15 protein-coding genes are annotated in these 16746 nt (G+C 57.0%); 4 read left to right on the top strand and 11 right to left on the bottom strand.

From position 1 onward, the window contains the following. Positions 1 to 8 precede the first annotated feature (8 nt). The 11 genes from lpxD to rpsB all read right to left on the bottom strand — a co-directional run bounded on the left by lpxD (position 9) and on the right by rpsB (position 11537). Positions 9 to 1034: a UDP-3-O-(3-hydroxymyristoyl)glucosamine N-acyltransferase gene (lpxD, locus tag EDB94_RS18100; protein ID WP_014576637.1), complete on the bottom strand. Its 1026-nt coding sequence runs from the start codon at positions 1032 to 1034 to the stop codon at positions 9 to 11. Between the two features lie 47 nt (positions 1035 to 1081). Continuing rightward, a complete protein-coding gene (locus EDB94_RS18105) occupies positions 1082 to 1579 on the bottom strand; it encodes an OmpH family outer membrane protein (RefSeq protein ID WP_041645134.1) in 498 nt (165 codons plus the stop codon). Between the two features lie 45 nt (positions 1580 to 1624). Continuing rightward, positions 1625 to 3943 (bottom strand): outer membrane protein assembly factor BamA, encoded by a 2319-nt coding sequence (bamA, locus tag EDB94_RS18110; protein ID WP_041645133.1) that lies wholly within the window; start codon positions 3941 to 3943, stop codon positions 1625 to 1627. A gap of 44 nt (positions 3944 to 3987) precedes the next feature. Next, positions 3988 to 5337 (bottom strand): RIP metalloprotease RseP, encoded by a 1350-nt coding sequence (rseP, locus tag EDB94_RS18115; protein WP_062785152.1) that lies wholly within the window; start codon positions 5335 to 5337, stop codon positions 3988 to 3990. Between the two features lie 49 nt (positions 5338 to 5386). Then, positions 5387 to 6571, bottom strand: coding sequence for a 1-deoxy-D-xylulose-5-phosphate reductoisomerase (gene ispC / locus EDB94_RS18120; RefSeq protein ID WP_108019187.1), 1185 nt, complete (start codon positions 6569 to 6571; stop codon positions 5387 to 5389). 2 nt (positions 6572 to 6573) lie between these two features. Further along, complete coding sequence (locus EDB94_RS18125) at positions 6574 to 7413, bottom strand: phosphatidate cytidylyltransferase (protein ID WP_053114836.1); 840 nt, start codon at positions 7411 to 7413, stop codon at positions 6574 to 6576. A gap of 21 nt (positions 7414 to 7434) precedes the next feature. Then, complete coding sequence (uppS, locus tag EDB94_RS18130) at positions 7435 to 8205, bottom strand: polyprenyl diphosphate synthase (protein ID WP_053114835.1); 771 nt, start codon at positions 8203 to 8205, stop codon at positions 7435 to 7437. 71 nt (positions 8206 to 8276) lie between these two features. Beyond that, positions 8277 to 8834, bottom strand: coding sequence for a ribosome recycling factor (gene frr, locus EDB94_RS18135; protein WP_008170376.1), 558 nt, complete (start codon positions 8832 to 8834; stop codon positions 8277 to 8279). 74 nt (positions 8835 to 8908) lie between these two features. Beyond that, complete coding sequence (gene pyrH, locus EDB94_RS18140; RefSeq protein ID WP_008170379.1) at positions 8909 to 9637, bottom strand: UMP kinase; 729 nt, start codon at positions 9635 to 9637, stop codon at positions 8909 to 8911. Between the two features lie 185 nt (positions 9638 to 9822). Next, complete coding sequence (gene tsf / locus EDB94_RS18145; RefSeq protein WP_008170381.1) at positions 9823 to 10692, bottom strand: translation elongation factor Ts; 870 nt, start codon at positions 10690 to 10692, stop codon at positions 9823 to 9825. Between the two features lie 92 nt (positions 10693 to 10784). After that, positions 10785 to 11537, bottom strand: coding sequence for a 30S ribosomal protein S2 (rpsB, locus tag EDB94_RS18150; RefSeq protein WP_008170383.1), 753 nt, complete (start codon positions 11535 to 11537; stop codon positions 10785 to 10787). A gap of 252 nt (positions 11538 to 11789) precedes the next feature. On the opposite strand from rpsB, the gene map reads away from it, so the two are divergent. Genes map through EDB94_RS18170 form a run of 4 tightly spaced genes read left to right on the top strand, consistent with a single transcriptional unit; the run spans position 11790 to position 16743 of the window. Further along, a complete protein-coding gene (gene map, locus EDB94_RS18155) occupies positions 11790 to 12560 on the top strand; it encodes a type I methionyl aminopeptidase (protein ID WP_008170385.1) in 771 nt (256 codons plus the stop codon). Beyond that, positions 12561 to 15206 (top strand): [protein-PII] uridylyltransferase, encoded by a 2646-nt coding sequence (locus EDB94_RS18160; RefSeq protein WP_108019186.1) that lies wholly within the window; start codon positions 12561 to 12563, stop codon positions 15204 to 15206. Beyond that, complete coding sequence (dapC, locus tag EDB94_RS18165; RefSeq protein ID WP_108019185.1) at positions 15203 to 16405, top strand: succinyldiaminopimelate transaminase; 1203 nt, start codon at positions 15203 to 15205, stop codon at positions 16403 to 16405. The genes EDB94_RS18160 and dapC overlap by 4 nt, the downstream gene beginning before the upstream one ends. Further along, positions 16402 to 16743, top strand: coding sequence for an ArsC family reductase (locus tag EDB94_RS18170; protein ID WP_062785164.1), 342 nt, complete (start codon positions 16402 to 16404; stop codon positions 16741 to 16743). The genes dapC and EDB94_RS18170 overlap by 4 nt, the downstream gene beginning before the upstream one ends. Positions 16744 to 16746 lie beyond the last annotated feature (3 nt).

A 16746-nucleotide genomic window follows, 5' to 3' on the forward strand; every position in this document is an offset into this window, starting at 1 on the left:
GATCGGCCTCAGCCCTCTAATTTCTTTTCCAGTTCTTTGACCCGTCGCGCCAGCGCATCCAGTTGCCGGAAGCGCACAGCATTCTTGCGCCACTGACGGTTGGTATCGGCGCTGGTGCCAGATGAATAGACTCCGGGCTCACGGATATCCCCGGTCACCAGAGTCATACCTGTCAGATGGACCTGATCCGCAATCTCGAGATGGCCGGCCACGCCCGAGGCGCCACCAAACACGCAATGCCGACCAATACGAGTACTTCCGGCAATACCAACCATGGCCGCCATGGCGCTGTGATCTCCGATGCGAACGTTATGGGCAATCTGGATCAGGTTATCGAGCTTTACACCGTTGCCAATCACCGTGTCGTCCAGTGCACCGCGATCAATGGTGGTGTTTGCACCCACTTCTACATCATTTCCGAGCACAACCCGACCGAGTTGCGCGATACGATGCCATACGCCCTTCTCATTGGCGAAGCCAAAACCGTCGGAGCCAATCACAGCGCCGCTGAGGATGTGACAACGCTCACCAACGACCACATCGTGGGCCAGCGTTACCCTCGGTCGAATCAGCGTGCGGGATCCGATGCTGGCGCGGGCGCCAATAACGGAGCCTGCTCCAACAACGACTTTCTCGCCGATCTCCGCTTCCGCTTCAACTACCACGTTGGGGCCAATGCAGGCGTCCTCCGCAATAGACGCAGAGGGATCCACCACTGCAGTTGCGTGAACACCGGGGGTAGCAACAGGGGCAGGATCAAACCAGTGGCTCAGTTGAGCATATCCGAGATAAGGGTTGTCCAGTAACAGGACGTTGGTCGGAGCATCTTTGGCCGACGCCGGCGAGACAATAACAGCCGAGGCGCGCGTATCTGCCAGGTATTTACCGTAGGACGGATTGGCAAGGAAACTGATCTGGTCGGGCCCAGCAGCCTGCAAGGTCGCAAGGCCCGATACCTTCACATCAGGATCACCCCGTAGCTCCGCACCAAGGGCATTGGCAATATCCCCAAGGCGATAGGACCTTTCTGTCATTGCGAGCTCCCAAGCAACGATCAGGGCACCGGGGTGCCCATCACAAGTTAACGGTTCAGTTTTTCAAGAAGCTGAGAGGTCAGATTCATTTCCGGCTTTACATAGACAACCGCTTCGCTCGGCAGGATCAGATCGAGGTTGTTCTCCTCAAGCAGCTCCTTGACCGCTGCGTCTACCTCGGGGCGGGCCTGCTCGAGAAACGCCTGCTTGCGCTGATTCACTGTAGAATCCAGTCGCTGCTTCAAAAAGTTGAACTCTTTTACTTTTTCCTGGAACTCGCCGGCCAGCTGGTTACGCTCGCTCTCGTTCATCATGGCACCATCTTTTTCCAGGCGCTCCTGAAGCTTGCGAGCTTCTTCCTGCGCTTCGCGAACCCGGGCTTCATCGCCTGCAAAGTCTTTCTGAAGCGACTCGCTGAAGGTCTTGGCATCGTCAGACGAAAACAGTGCCTGGCGCAGGTCGACCACACCGATGCGGGTTTCGGCCATCGCCGGGAATGAAAACGCCAGCATCACGGCAGCGAACATCAACACAAATCGGGACATTGGTTTTCTCCTGGTTTTCATCCGTAGGTTGTTATTATCCATGCTTTAGAAGGTCTGGCCCAGCGAGAACTGGAACACCTGGGTGTCGTCGCCAGCTTTGTCGTTCAGGGGATAGGCAAGACTGAATGCCAGCGGACCAACTGCGGTAATCCATTGGAAACCAACACCCGCCGCCATCCGGATCTCGTTCAGCTCCGGGTCAAAACCCCGTGCCGTGTCGAAGACCTGGCCGGCATCCAGGAAGAACGCGGTTCTCATGGAGCGGGTATCACCGGCAAATGGTGTCGGGAAAATCAGCTCCAGGCCACCCTCAGTCAGCAGGTTGCCCCCGAACGGATCAGGATCCGAGAGGTCGTTTACGTTATTCGTTGCTCTCAGGCCAAGCGAGTTCGCCTCATAACCACGAACTGAACCATAGCCGCCCGTGTAAAAATGCTCGTAAAACGGCATCTGGCTGCGATCGCCGTAACCATCCCCATAACCGATCTCCGATCGCGCCCGGAAGACCCAGCGATTGTCATCAGTCACAGGGTAGTAGAAATCGGTTTTATGAGTGGCTTTGTAGAAGGTCAGGTCACTGCCTGGAACCGCCACATCCAATGACAGCGAGTGACTGTAACCATCAGTCGGCAGAACACCCCGGTTCAGGGTACTGCGACGCCAGCTTCCGAACAGGAAGAAGTTGGTGAACGAATCGCCCTCTTCGTCAATAAACTCACTCACCTCCTGGGAGGTAAACAGGCCTTCCTTCAAATTCGACTGAGTGATACCGGCGCCAAAGTTCAGGCGGGTGATGCTGTCGGTGGGGTAGCCGAATGTCACCCGGCCACCGTACTCATCCAGAAGGAACGAGGAGATATCTTCCTCTTCGTAGTCCGTCTCCCGGGCGAATACGCTGAAGCCCCTGCTCACTCCGTCAACGGTGTAGTAAGGGTCCAGGTAGGAAATGTTCGCGCTCTTGATGGAATCACTGACGTTCACACCGAAAGATACCCGTTTACCCGTGCCGAAGAAGTTGTTCTCGGAGACATTGGCACCGAGGATCACCCCGGAATCCTGGGAGAAACCGACAGACGCTGACAGGCTGCCTGTGGGCTGTTCTTCGACAGAGTAGTTCACATCTACCAGATCATCAGTGCCTGGCACAGGCACGGTTTCAACGTTCACAGTCTGGAAGAAACCCAGACGTTCAAGCTTGGTCTTGGAGAATTCGATGCGGTCGGAAGAGGCCACGCCCCCCTCCATCTGCGTCATTTCCTGGCGAAGCACATCATCACGGGTCGACACGTTACCGTCAAAATTGATCCTGCGCACATAGGCCCGCTTGCCAGGTTCCACAAAGAAGGTCACGGCAGCCGTGTTATTCTCACCGGGCTCGGGAACAGCGTTGACGTTGGCAAAGGCATAGCCCTCACGCCCGAGCCGGAACGCCAGGGATTCGGAAATGGCCGTCATACGGGAGCGGGAGAACACGTCGCCTTCCTCAACCGGAATCAACGCACGCAATTCCTCTTCCCCCACGATGAGATCCCCGCGAAGGTTGATCTCCGAAATGGTGTATTGGGGGCCCTCATTCAGGGCAATCGCAATGAAGACCTTTTGTTTGTCAGGGGAAATGGAGACCTGACTGGATTCCACGTTGAAATCGAGATACCCACGGTCAAGATAGAATGACCGTAGCGATTCCAGATCGCCGCTTAGCCGCTCTCTGGCGTACTTGTCCGAGTTGGTCAGGGAATTCCACCAGCTCGTGGACTGCAGTTCGAACAGTTCCTGCAACTCCTCGTCGCTGAAATCCTTGTTGCCGATCAGGTTGATATGGTGGATCGCAGCGACCGACCCCTCGTTGATATCCAGGCGAATCGCAACGCGGTTTCTGGGCAGCTCCTCGGCCGTCGCCTTTACCCGGGCGTTGTAGCGCCCCTGGGCAATGTAGGAGCGCAGGATTTCAAGCTCAAGACGCTCAAGGGTTGCGCGCCGGAACACCTGCCCTTCCTGGAGCCCGGCACCTGCCAGCGCGTCCATCAACATCTCGGTTTCGATGTTCTTGTTACCCTCAATCTCGATATCACTGATGGAGGGACGTTCGCGCACCGTCAGGATGAGTACGCCGGCATCCCGGCTGGCCTCAATGTCGGTAAAAAGCCCGGTCCGGAACAGCGATTTGATCGCACCAGCCAGCTCAGTCTCGTCCACCTGTTCACCAATATTGACAGGGAACGCAGAAAACACGGTACCCGCAGATACCCTCTGCAAGCCTTCCACCTCAATATCCGCCACCGTGAACTGATCAGCAAGTGCTGGCTTCAGGCCGGACACAGCCACAGCGAGGCCAACGGCTACACCTAGAAGAGAACGTCTCATTCAAATATTTCGCCTGGTTAATGCGCGTAAGGAGCTCGCAATTCTCACAACCGCATCAGGTCGTTGTAAAGAGCAAACACCATTAATGTGAGGATCATTGCCATACCAATTCGTAATCCAAACGCCTGAGCCTGCTCGGAAAGCGGCTTTCCACGGAGGGCTTCGATGGTGTAGTAGACGATATGACCACCATCAAGAACCGGCACAGGTAAAAGATTCAGAATGCCCAGACTCACGCTGAGATAGGCAAGAAAACGCACGAAGTCTTCGAATCCGGAGCTGACACTGGCTTCAGCGACCCGGGCAATGGTGATGGGCCCACTGAGATTGGTGGGCGACAGCAGGCCAGTAAACATCTTCTGGATGGCCACCAGTGTCAGACGGGTATCTGCCCAGGTTTCGCTGAGGGCAACCGGAACCGCAGCAAACGGGCCGTAGCTGACATCCCGCAAAACCTCTTCCGGCCAGGAAATGGCTTCCACACCGGCACCGACAAAACCAATCGACTCCCCGCTTTCTTCGGCCCTCGCCTCCGGCGTTACACTGACAGCTTGTTCCGCACCATTGCGTTCGATGGTTACCTGCAGCGTTTGCTCCGGGGCATTGCGGATAAATTCAACCAGCTCGAACCAGCTGTTGATCGATTCCCCGTTGACGGCCACTATGCGGTCACCGGGCTGAAGCCCTGCCGCCTGGGCGCGGCCACCGTCGGAAATCTGCCCCAGTACCGGGGGAACCGACGGGCGCCATGGTGTGATACCGAACTCGGCCAAAGGATTGGGGGTGTCATCACTCAGGCCCCAACCGGAAAGCTCGCCGCTGATAGTCCCGCGTGCGCCGTCCTCCGAAACCTCCATGGAAATCAGGCCATGCTCCCCGGTTCGCTCCAGAATGCGCATATTCACATCGCGCCAGGAGCTTACCCGGTGGCCGTCCACCGCGTGGATCTCCATGCCTTCCTGCAAACCGACCCGCTCGGCCACGCTCTCATCGGCAATCTGCCCAACAATGGGCGCGACATGGGTAACGCCGACCACGCTCAACAGCCAGTATGCGAAAATAGCGAAAATGAAGTTGGCCACGGGACCGGCTGCGGCGATGGCAATGCGCTGCCCTGGCGGTTTGGAGGTAAAGGCCTGATCCCTCAGTTCTTCTGGCACCGGCCCTTCGCGCTCATCCAGCATTTTCACGTAGCCACCCAAAGGAATGGCGGCAACCGCAAACTCGGTTCCATGCCTGTCGTACCATGAAAACATCGGTTTCCCGAAACCCACCGAGAAACGGAGCACTTTCACGCCGCAACGCCGGGCAACCCAGAAATGACCGTATTCGTGCAAGGTCACGAGGATACCCAGGGTAAGTGCGAGTGCTAGGACGGTTTCAATAATCTGCATAGCGTTCCTGATTGAATGGCTTCAGCCGGGCAGCATTCCGCTGCGACTATCAGACAGTTAACAGACCTATCTGTTCCCGCGCACGAGCCCGTGCTTCTTTATCCTTTGCAAAGATAATGTCAAAGCTGTCTGCTGGTTCAACAACAGTCGCAACCAGCGTTCGCTCTATGATAACGGGGATATCCGAAAAACACAGGCTGCCCTCGAGAAAAGCGGCAACAGCCACCTCATTGGCGGCATTGAGAACCGCCGGCGCAGTGCCACCTGCCTCGAACGCTTCCGCCGCGAGGCGCAGACACGGAAAACGACCCAGATCCGGACGCTCGAAATGAAAGCGACCGATCGCAAACAGGTCGAGAGGAGCAACGCCGGCATCAATGCGCTCTGGCCAGGCCAGGCCGTTGGCAATCGGTGTTCTCATATCGGGACTGCCAAGCTGGGCCAGAACGGAGCCATCGGCATATTCAACCATCGAGTGGATAATACTCTCAGGGTGGACATGCACCTCAACTTTCTGGGGCGTGGTGTTGAACAGCCAGCAGGCTTCAATGAGCTCGAGGCCCTTGTTCATCAGGGTGGCCGAGTCCACGGAAATCTTCTGCCCCATGGACCAATTCGGATGGGCACAGGCCTGGGCGGGCGTTACCGATCGAAGATCCTCGGCAGAATGTTCCCTGAACGGGCCCCCGGAGGCTGTCAGAAGTATACGAGTGATGCCGGCACCGGCAGGGTCCCGGACCTTGTCGGCCGGCATGCACTGGAAAATCGCGTTGTGCTCAGAGTCGATCGGCAGCAATTCTGCCCCCGCTTCGGCCACGGCATCCATAAACAGTTTGCCGGACATCACAAGCGCTTCTTTGTTGGCAAGCAACACCCGCTTTCCCGCCCGCACCGCCGACAGTGTTGGCGAAAGACCCGCTGCCCCGACGATAGCCGCCATCACAGTATCAACACCGGGGGTGGAGGCCACCTCGCACAACCCTTCCAGCCCGCCAAGCACGCGAGTTTCAGGCAGGTCTGCCAGCAATTTTGAGAGGACATCGGCCGCTTCAGGGTCAGCCATGACCGCCACTTTCGGACGGAATTCACGGCAGAGGACCGCGAGCTCTTCCGCACGGGTACTGGCCGTGAGCGCATAGACCGAGAAGCGGTCAGGGTGGCGCCGAACAACGTCCAGGGTACTGAGACCGATGGAGCCGGTCGCCCCGAGAACACTGATAGAGCGGGTTACCATAGTCACCAGTGCCCGGTTGTCAGCCAACCAAGTTGGGTAATAATCAATGCAAATACCGGAATGGCCGCCGTCAGGCTGTCGATCCGGTCCATGATGCCACCGTGACCGGGTAACAGCTGACTACTGTCCTTGATGCCACGGTGCCTCTTGAGCATGCTTTCCAGCAGATCGCCCAACACTGAAACAAGACCCGTGGCGAGGCTGGCAACAATTAGCAGCGAGGTCTGAACCGTCCCCGCCGAAGCCAGCCAGCTGACAACCAGGGCAAAAACCCCGACGGCCATCAGGCCGCCCCAAACGCCCGCCCATGATTTGCCAGGACTGACACGGGGCGCCAATTTTGCCTTACCAAACGCCCGACCGGCGAAGTAAGCACCGATATCGGCAACCCACACCACACAGAATACGTAGAGGATGAGCAGCAGGTTGTTGGTACTGTCACCAAACTGGAAACCGCCGGTTCGCAGGTGATTAAGGCCCACCCACGCCGGCACCAGAACGAACAGCCCCATGACGGCTCTTGCGGGGAGACTGCCCCATTTTTCGGAGCCGGCGGGATAACTGCGAACCAGGAGAAAGCACACGCCCCACCAGAGCAACGATAACCAGAGGACTGCCACAAACGGAACGTTCAGCAGACCGTAAAGAAGGATAGCGGTGGCCAGTGCGTAGCCAACCCGACCGGCAGGACTCTCAATACCGGACATATTCGCCCACTCCCAGGCGCCCAGGGTAATGATGGCGCCGGTAAAGAGCGCAAAACCCAGGGGCGGGAGGAAAAAGATCCCGCCAATGGCGATAGGAGCGAGGATCAGTGCGGTGATAATTCGGGTTTTTAACACGGTTGACGTCGCTATCGTTCGTTATTGTTGTACAGCCTTGGCCGCTATCTGATCATCCGTCTGGCCAAAGCGACGCTGTCGGCCGGCATAGGCCTGCAGGGCCTTGAGCATCTCTTCCTGCTGGAAGTCAGGCCAATACACCGGTGAAAAGTAAAGCTCTGTGTAAGCCAGGTGCCAAAGCATGAAATTGCTGATTCTTTGCTCGCCTGCGGTACGAATCATCAGGTCCGGCATTGGCAGGTCACCGATGCTGAGGTGCTGCTGAATCAGGTCATCGGTGATGTCAGAGGGTGCCAACTGCCCGGAACGGACCTGCTCGGCCACCTTGCGTGTGGCCTGCGTGATATCCCAGTGACCACCATAGTTGGCGGCAATTACCAGGGTCATCCGGGAGTTATTGCGGGTCAGCTCTTCAGCCGCCGCCATGTGTTCACGCAGTGAAGCGCTGAACGCTGACCGATCACCGATAATGCGCAGGCGGATATCGTTCCGGTGAAGTTTGCGAACCTCGCGCTCAAGGGCGAACAGGAACAGCTTCATGAGCGCGGACACTTCGTCCTTGGGCCGGCGCCAGTTCTCGCTGGAAAAGGCAAACAGCGTGAGCACTTCCACGCCTTCACGGGCACAGGTTTCCACCACTGCCCTGACCGCATCGACACCGGCCTTGTGCCCAGCCACTCCCTTGAGCCGACGGGCCTTGGCCCATCGATTGTTCCCGTCCATGATGATGGCCACATGCCGGGGCCGACTGTCTGCCGACACCGGAATCTCTGCGGATACAGTTCCCGTCATGAAATCCCCTGTGCGGCCGGAGCGCCTCGGTGCTTCGGCCTTTCAATTCGCTTGCAAGTAGGTCCGGACGGTTAAACCGCCATCAGGTCCTCTTCTTTGGCCTTGAGCATCTTCTCGACTTCTGCAATGTAGCGGTCGGTCAGCTTCTGGATATCGTCCTCGCCCTTGCGCTCGTCGTCTTCGGTGATTTCCTTTTCCTTGAGCAGATCCTTGATCATGCTGTTCGCGTCGCGACGCGCATTACGGATGGAAACACGACCGTGCTCGGCGTCTGCTTTTGCCTGCTTAACCATTTCCTTACGGGTTTCTTCTGTCAGCATGGGCATCGGGATACGGATGATATCGCCGCTGGTCGCCGGGTTCAGGCCAAGGTCTGATGCCATGATAGCTTTCTCGATGGTCGGCATCAGGTTTTTCTCCCAGGGAGAGACCGTCAGCGTGCGGTTATCCTCGACGTTGACGCTAGCCACCTGCTTCAGCGGCGTCTCCTGGCCGTAGTAGTTCACCATGACACTATCCAGGATAGAGGGGTGGGCACGGCCGGTGCGGATCTTGTTGAACGCGGAGTTAAGGGACTCCAGGCTCTTTTTCATTTTCTTTTCGGCTTCTGCTTTGATGTCGTTGATCACTTCAGCATCCTCAATTCGTTCGTCATGTCATTCTGTAATCTGGCGCCACGATCCTGTGGGGCCGGGACAGCGATTCATTCGATCAGTGTACCTTCTTTCTCGCCAGTTACGATGCGAGTAAGGGCGCCGGCACGGTTCATATCGAACACCCGCAGCGGCATGCCGTGGTCACGGGCGAGACAGATGGCTGTCAAATCCATCACACCCAGTTTCTTGTCCAGAACCTCATCATAGGTGAGGTAGTCGTATTTCTCTGCACTGCTGTCGAGGTGCGGATCCGCTGAGTATACGCCATCCACTTTCGTCGCCTTCAGCACCGCGTCGGCCTCGATCTCAATGCCACGCAGACATGCAGCGGAATCGGTCGTGAAGAAAGGGTTACCGGTACCGGCGCAGAAGATCACGACATCGCCATCCTTCAGATCCCGTACCGCGCGACGGCGGTCGTAATGCTCCACGATGCCGCTCATGGGGATCGCGGACATCACACGGGTCCGGATGTTCGAACGTTCCAGGGCATCACGCATGGCCAGACCGTTCATCACGGTGGCCAGCATGCCCATATGATCACCGGTAACCCGATCCATGCCGGCCGCATTCAGGGCTGCGCCACGGAACAGGTTGCCGCCGCCAATCACCAGGCCAACCTGCACGCCGATGCCAATCAGCGCACCGATTTCCAGTGCCATGCGGTCAAGAACTTTGGGATCAATACCGAAATCGTGCTCTCCCATCAGGGCCTCGCCACTGAGTTTGAGCAGAACACGCTTGTATCTGGGCTGGGTTTTCGATGATGTCGGCATGATGATCCCCTTGTCGTCTGTTGGCTGCTATCCGGCGTGGTACCCGTTGCAGGCTTGTATCTGACATACTCCTCATAAAAAGGGGTATCTCAGATACAAGCCCGCCACGAGAGCCGGGAATTCCCGGCTAACGTGGCAGACTCAGGTGATACAGTGGCTCAAAGCCCGCTGCATCGAACGAAGGATCAGGCCTTGCCTGTGCCGGCTGCAGCAGCAACCTCGGCAGCAAAGTCCACTTCTTCCTTCTCAATGCCTTCACCCACTTCCAGACGAACGAAGCCAACCAGCTCGCCGCCGTTGGACTTGATCAGCTCGCCCACGGTCTGGTCCGGGTTCTTGACGAAAGGCTGCTCAACAAGGCTGTTCTCCTTGAGGAACTTCTTGATGCGGCCACCCATCATCTTTTCGACGATCTCGGCAGGCTTGCCTTCCATATCCGGCTGGGCCTTGATCACATCCTTCTCTCTTTCGAGTTCTTCAGCCGGCATATCTTCCGGCTTGCCGACACGCGGGTTAACGGCAGCTGCGTGCATGGCGATGTCACGGGCAACTTCAGGATCACCGGCAGTCAGGGCGACAACCGAAGCGATCTTGTTGTTGCTGTGAACGTATCCACCAACAACCGGGCCTTCAACCTTGACGACACGACGAACAGTAATGTTCTCGCCGATTTTCTGAACCAGCGCTTCACGCTTGGATTCCAGATCGCCTTCCATCAGCTTGGCTACGTCGGTTTCGCCATTTTCAAACGCAACGTTCAGCACGTCGTTGGCAAAGTTCAGGAAGTTGTCATCGCGAGCAACAAAGTCGGTCTCGGAGTTCACTTCCAGAATAAAGGCAACGGTGTTGTCGTCAGAGATCTTGATCAGTGAAGCGCCTTCAGCGGCGGTACGGCCGGCTTTCTTGGCAGCTTTCAGACCGGATGACTTGCGCAGCTCTTCGATCGCAGCGTCAACGCTGCCTTCGGCTTCAACAAGTGCCTTCTTGCATTCCATCATGCCAAGGCCGGTACGCTCACGCAGCTCTTTGACCATTGCAGCGGTAATTGCAGCCATGTTCAATCCTCTCAACTGTTCCGAATTCGGTGGGGCGGTGTGCCTCGGAAAACACCAGGCACACCTTACATCTAAACCGTGAAGGTAAAACGTTACTCAGCGGCTGGAGCAGCGCCTTCAGCGTCTTCGCTGACTTCAACAAACTCGTCAGCACCGGCACCAGCAGACTGGGCTGCTTCCATGCAGGTATCAGCAACGGCTTTCACGTAAATCTGGATCGCACGGATAGCGTCATCGTTGCCCGGGATCACGTAATCGACACCGTCGGGATCACTGTTGGTATCAACAACACCGATAACAGGAATACCAAGCTTGTTGGCTTCCTTGATGGCGATACGCTCGTGGTCAACGTCAATCACGAACATCGCGTCCGGCAGGCCGCCCATGTCCTTGATACCACCAATGGAGCGCTCAAGGCGGTCCATTTCACGGGTACGATCCAGTGCTTCTTTCTTGGTCAGCTTGTCAAAAGTACCGTCCTGACTCTGGGTTTCCAGGTCACGGTAGCGACGGATAGACTGACGGATGGTCTTGTAGTTGGTCAGCATGCCACCGAGCCAGCGGTGGTTAACGAACGGCTGACCGGCACGCTCGGCTTCTTCCTTGATGATCTTGGCCGCGGCACGCTTGGTACCAACGAACAGGATCTTGTTCTTGTTCTCTGCCAGCTGCTGAACAAACTTCAGCGCGTCGTTCATGGCAGGAACAGTCTGCTCAAGGTTGATGATATGAATCTTGTTACGGGCGCCGAAGATGAACTTCGACATTTTCGGGTTCCAGTAGCGGGTCTGGTGACCGAAGTGAGCACCTGCCTTCAGCAGGTCACGCATATTTACCTGAGCCATGATAGTTACCTTTTTAGCTTCGGGTTAGTCCTCCACGTATCCGATTACCCCAACCTGACTCCTTTAAAAGCAGGACCAGGCACCCTGGGATAACGTGCCGACACGTGTGTGAATTTGCTGGATTCGTTTCCAGCGGGCGCGTTTATACCATATTCGGCCCGACAAACGCCATTATTTTTGACGGCGAGCTTCCTTGTACCCGGGCAGCAGGCCCCTTAAAATGCCGGTTTGGCACAAACAACGGGAAACCCAATGCAGGTATCGATCAAGACACCGGAAGAAATTGAAAAGATGCGCGTCGCTGGCCGCCTGGCGGCCGAAGTGCTCGAGATGATCGGCGATCACGTCAAGCCCGGCGTTTCCACCGAAGAGCTCGACCGGATTTGCCACGACTATATTGTCAACGAGCAAAAGTGCATTCCGGCACCACTCAACTACAAGGGGTTTCCGAAGTCCATCTGCACGTCGGTCAACCACGTTATCTGCCATGGCATCCCGTCTGAGAAGAAAATCCTCAAAGATGGAGACATCCTTAATATCGATGTCACCGTAATAAAGGATGGCTACCACGGCGACACCAGCAAGATGTGGATTGTCGGCAAGCCGAAACCTGGCACCGAGCGGCTGATCCAGATAACACAGGAGTGCCTCTATAAAGGCATTGAGCTGGTCAAGCCGGGAACCCGTCTGGGCGATATCGGGCATGTGATTCAGCAGCACGCTGAGAAACACCGTTATTCCGTGGTTCGCGATTATTGTGGCCATGGCATCGGCGCAGTATTCCACGAGGAGCCTCAGGTAATGCATTACGGCAAACCCGGCACCGGTCTGGAGCTGCAGGAAGGTATGACGTTTACCATTGAGCCGATGATCAATCAGGGCAAATACCAGACCAAGCTTCTGCCGGATGGCTGGACCGTCGTGACCAAGGACCACAAACTCTCTGCACAATGGGAGCACACCATCCTTGTGACGGCGGACGGTCATGAGGTCTTGACCAAGCGAAAGGAAGAGTCCTTCTAAGTGGACCAAAGCGAGCTGGAATCCCGCATCAGTAATGACCCCTCTCCGGTTACGGCGGCCCGGGAGCTGCTAAAAGGCAGGTATGACGCCGATGCCGAGGCCTTTCGACAAGGCGCCGATGTGCGTGCCCTTGTCCGCTCCCGGGCTGACACGGTCGATACAGTTCTCAGATTGATCTGGAACCGCTATCCGTTTTCCGATTCACCGGACATTGCCCTGATCGCCGTCGGCGGCTATGGACGGGGTGAACTGCACCCGCATTCGGACATCGACCTGCTCATTCTCACCCGTGCCGGCATCGAAGACAGCTGGCACGAAGACCTGGGCGCGTTTGTTACCCTGCTGTGGGATCTCAGGCTGGATATCGGCCACAGTGTTCGAAGCATCGAGGAAAGCAAGACAGCCGCCCGCGAAGACATCACCATACTGACCAACCTGCTGGAAACGCGCACGATTGCCGGCCCGGATGAACTCCGGTCAGATCTGAGCGAGCAAGTCTATTCCGATGATGTCAGCACCGACCGCGACTACTTTATTGCGAAGCGTGAGGAGCAGCAGCAACGGCATCAGAAATACGGCGATACCGAATACAACCTCGAACCAAACGTGAAGGGTTCCCCGGGCGCCTTGCGGGACATACAGACGATCGGCTGGATTACCAAGCGACATTTCGGACTGCAGAATATCGCTGACCTGACCCGCTTCAGCATTCTTACCGAGGAAGAGCATCAGATTCTGTTCCAGGGTGAAACCTTCCTCTGGCAACTGCGATACGGCCTGCAGCTGCTCGCTGACCGGAATGAAAACCGGCTGCTGTTCGATCATCAGCGGGCCCTGGCACAGATGCTCGGCTATAGAGACGAAGGTAAGCGGCTCGGCGTCGAATTGATGATGCAGGCCTACTATCGCACCGTCCTGGCCCTCGCCGAACTGGCGGATGTGATTCTGCAGTATTACGACGAAGCGATTCTGGGTAGCCCATCGGAAGACGCCATCCAGCCCATCAACAAGCGTTTCCAGATTCGTAACTACTATATTGAAGCGGTCAACAACCAGGTCTTCGCCTACGCGCCCTATGCCATCATGGAAATCTTCGTTCTGATGGCTCAGCACCCTGAGATCAAGGGCATCCGGGCCACGACGATCCGGTCGCTTCGGGCCCACCGGCATTTGATCGATGATGCGTTCCGATCTGATCTGGCGGTGACTACCCTGTTCATGGAGTTACTCAGAACGCCCCATGCCCTGGATCAGACGCTGTCTGCCATGAAGAAGTACAACGTGCTCGGGCGCTATCTCCCGGAGTTTGGCCAGATCATTGGCCAGATGCAGCACGACCTTTTCCACATTTACACCGTGGATGCCCACACCATGCGGGTCATCCGCAACATGGTAAGGCTTGGCGGCTCGGAAGCCCGAACCGAGTATCCGCTGGCATCTCGCCTGATTCACCGGCTGCCGAAACTGGAAACTCTTTACATTGCGGGCATTTACCATGATGTGGCCAAAGGCCGGGGTGGCGATCACTCGGAACTGGGTGCCATCGATGCCGAAGCCTTCTGCCAGCGGCACCACCTGAGCGAACGGGACACCCAGCTGATTTCCTGGCTGGTGGAAAACCACCTGCTGATGTCCATGACAGCCCAGCGCAAAGACATCTCCGACCCGGACATTATCCACGGGTTTGCCAGGGCAGTGCCGAGCCAGGCGCACCTGGATTACCTGTACGTTCTAACCGTGTGCGACATCAGCGCTACCAATCCGAAGCTGTGGAACACGTGGCGGGCCTCGCTGTTGCGCCAACTCTATATCGAGGCCAAACGGGCTTTGCGTCGGGGCACTGAAACGCCCATCGACCGACAGGAATGGGTTCGCGCTACCCAGTCGGAAGCCCGGGAAATCCTGCATGCCCAGAACATGACCGATGAACAGATCGACGCCATCTGGGACACCGTGGACGAAGACTATTTCCTCCAGGACTCGACCGTGGACATCGCCTGGCAGACTGCTGCCATCATTCGACACGGCGACAATACGGACCCGCTGGTGCTGATTCGAGACACGCGGGGCGGCCCTACGGACGGCTACTCCCAGATCATTATCTACATGAAAGACCGGGTTGCCCTGTTCGCTGCGACAACGGCGGTTCTAGAACAGCTGAACCTGAACATCGTGGACGCGCGCATCAGCTCAAGCGAGGGGCCCTACTCGATCAGTTCCTATGTGGTACTTGATGAGAAGGGACAGCCTCTGGGCATCGACCCTGCGAGAAAAGAGCGGGTGCGTTTGCGCCTGATCGAAGAACTGGACGACCCGGATGACTATCCGGACATCATCCACCGGCGCACTCCACGCCAGCTCAAGCATTTCGCTTTCCCGACGGAAGTGACGTTCTCGAATGACACCATCAACCAGCGCACCGTAATGGAAGTGATCACGCCCGACCGCCCGGGGCTTCTGGCCCGCATCGGCCAGGTGCTGCTGGAGCACCGGGTACGCCTGAGCAACGCCAAGATTGCCACCCTGGGCGAGCGCGTGGAGGACGTTTTCTTCGTGACGGACGAACACGGCGAGCCCATCCGGGAGCCGGCGGTATGCCAGGCCCTGCAGCAAGATCTCTGTAAAATGCTGGACGACATTCAATGAATCCGAACCTGGACAGACTTCATCCCTACCCTTTTGAAAAGCTTGCCAAACTGAAGGCAGGCATCAGCGTGCCCGATCATCTCCGGCCGATTTCCCTGGGGATTGGAGAGCCGAAGCACCCTTCGCCCGATTTCGTCAAACAGGTCATTGCGAACAATCTGAACAAGCTTGCCAATTACCCCACCACCCGGGGTACGGATGAACTCCGCGAGGCCATCAGTGGCTGGGCAACCCGCCGATTCAATCTGAAGGCCGGCAGCCTCAGCGCGGCGAACAACATCGTGCCGGTAAACGGCACACGTGAAGCCATCTTTTCCCTGGTTCAGGCTGTCGTGGATGCCACCAAGCCTGCCACCGTAGTCAGCCCCAATCCGTTTTATCAGGTTTACGAGGGAGCCGCCTTCCTTGCAGGCGCGACGACCGTATACCTCCCCTGCGATGGCTCAAATGGCTTCATTCCCGATTTTGATTCAGTGCCCGAATCCACCTGGCAAGAATGCCAGGTACTGTTTCTGTGCTCCCCGGGCAATCCCAGTGGTGCTGTTATCTCCCGGGAGGCGCTGACCAGGGTGATAGCCCTGGCCGACGAACACGACTTTATCGTTGCTTCCGACGAATGCTACTCCGAACTCTATCCGGAGGAAGGCAACCCGCCGGAAGGTCTCCTGCAAACCTGCGCCGCCATTGGCCGGGATGACTACGCCCGCTGCGTGGTATTCCACAGCCTGTCCAAACGCAGCAACCTGCCCGGCCTGCGATCGGGTTTCGTAGCCGGGGATGCCAGCATTCTTGACGGCTACCTGAAGTACCGCACCTATCACGGCTGCGCCATGCCGATCCACAATCAGCTGGCGAGCATCGCCGCCTGGAGCGACGAAGACCACGTTCGGGAGAATCGTGCAGCGTACCGAGCCAAATTTGAGGCAGTGGTCCCGATCCTCCGGGAAGTTATGGATGTTGATTTTCCGGATGCCGGGTTTTACCTGTGGCCGATAACTCCGATGGACGATGAAACGTTTGCCCGGGAGCTCTCGGCGCAACAGAACGTGCACGTGTTGCCTGGACGATATCTTTCCCGAACCGTGGATGGCCATAACCCCGGAGAAAACCGTGTCCGGATGGCCCTGGTCGCCCCGCTGGAAGAGTGCGTAGAGGCAGCGGAACGCATTGTTGAATTTGTTAAGGCGAACAAGCCATGAAACTGTACGGCATCAAAAACTGCGACACCGTAAAGAAGGCCCGGAAGTGGCTGGACGAACAAGGTATCGACTACGAATTCCACGACTTCAAGAAGGATGGCCTGCAGAGTGATTTGCTGTTCCGCTGGGAAGACGCGGTCGGATGGGAAACCCTGCTGAACCGCCGTGGCACCACCTGGCGCAAACTTCCGGAGGACGTTCGTGATACCATTGACGCCCAAAGCGCTCACGAGATCATGCTGGAGAACCCATCCATTATTAAGCGTCCCGTTGTCGAAAACGGCGGTGATGTGCGCGTAGGTTTCAGTGCAGACGAATGGTCCGCATGGCTGGCCTGAATC

The sequence above is a fragment of the Marinobacter sp. 3-2 genome, from assembly GCF_003751355.1.
In the GTDB taxonomy this organism is placed as follows: Bacteria; Pseudomonadota; Gammaproteobacteria; order Pseudomonadales; family Oleiphilaceae; genus Marinobacter; species Marinobacter adhaerens.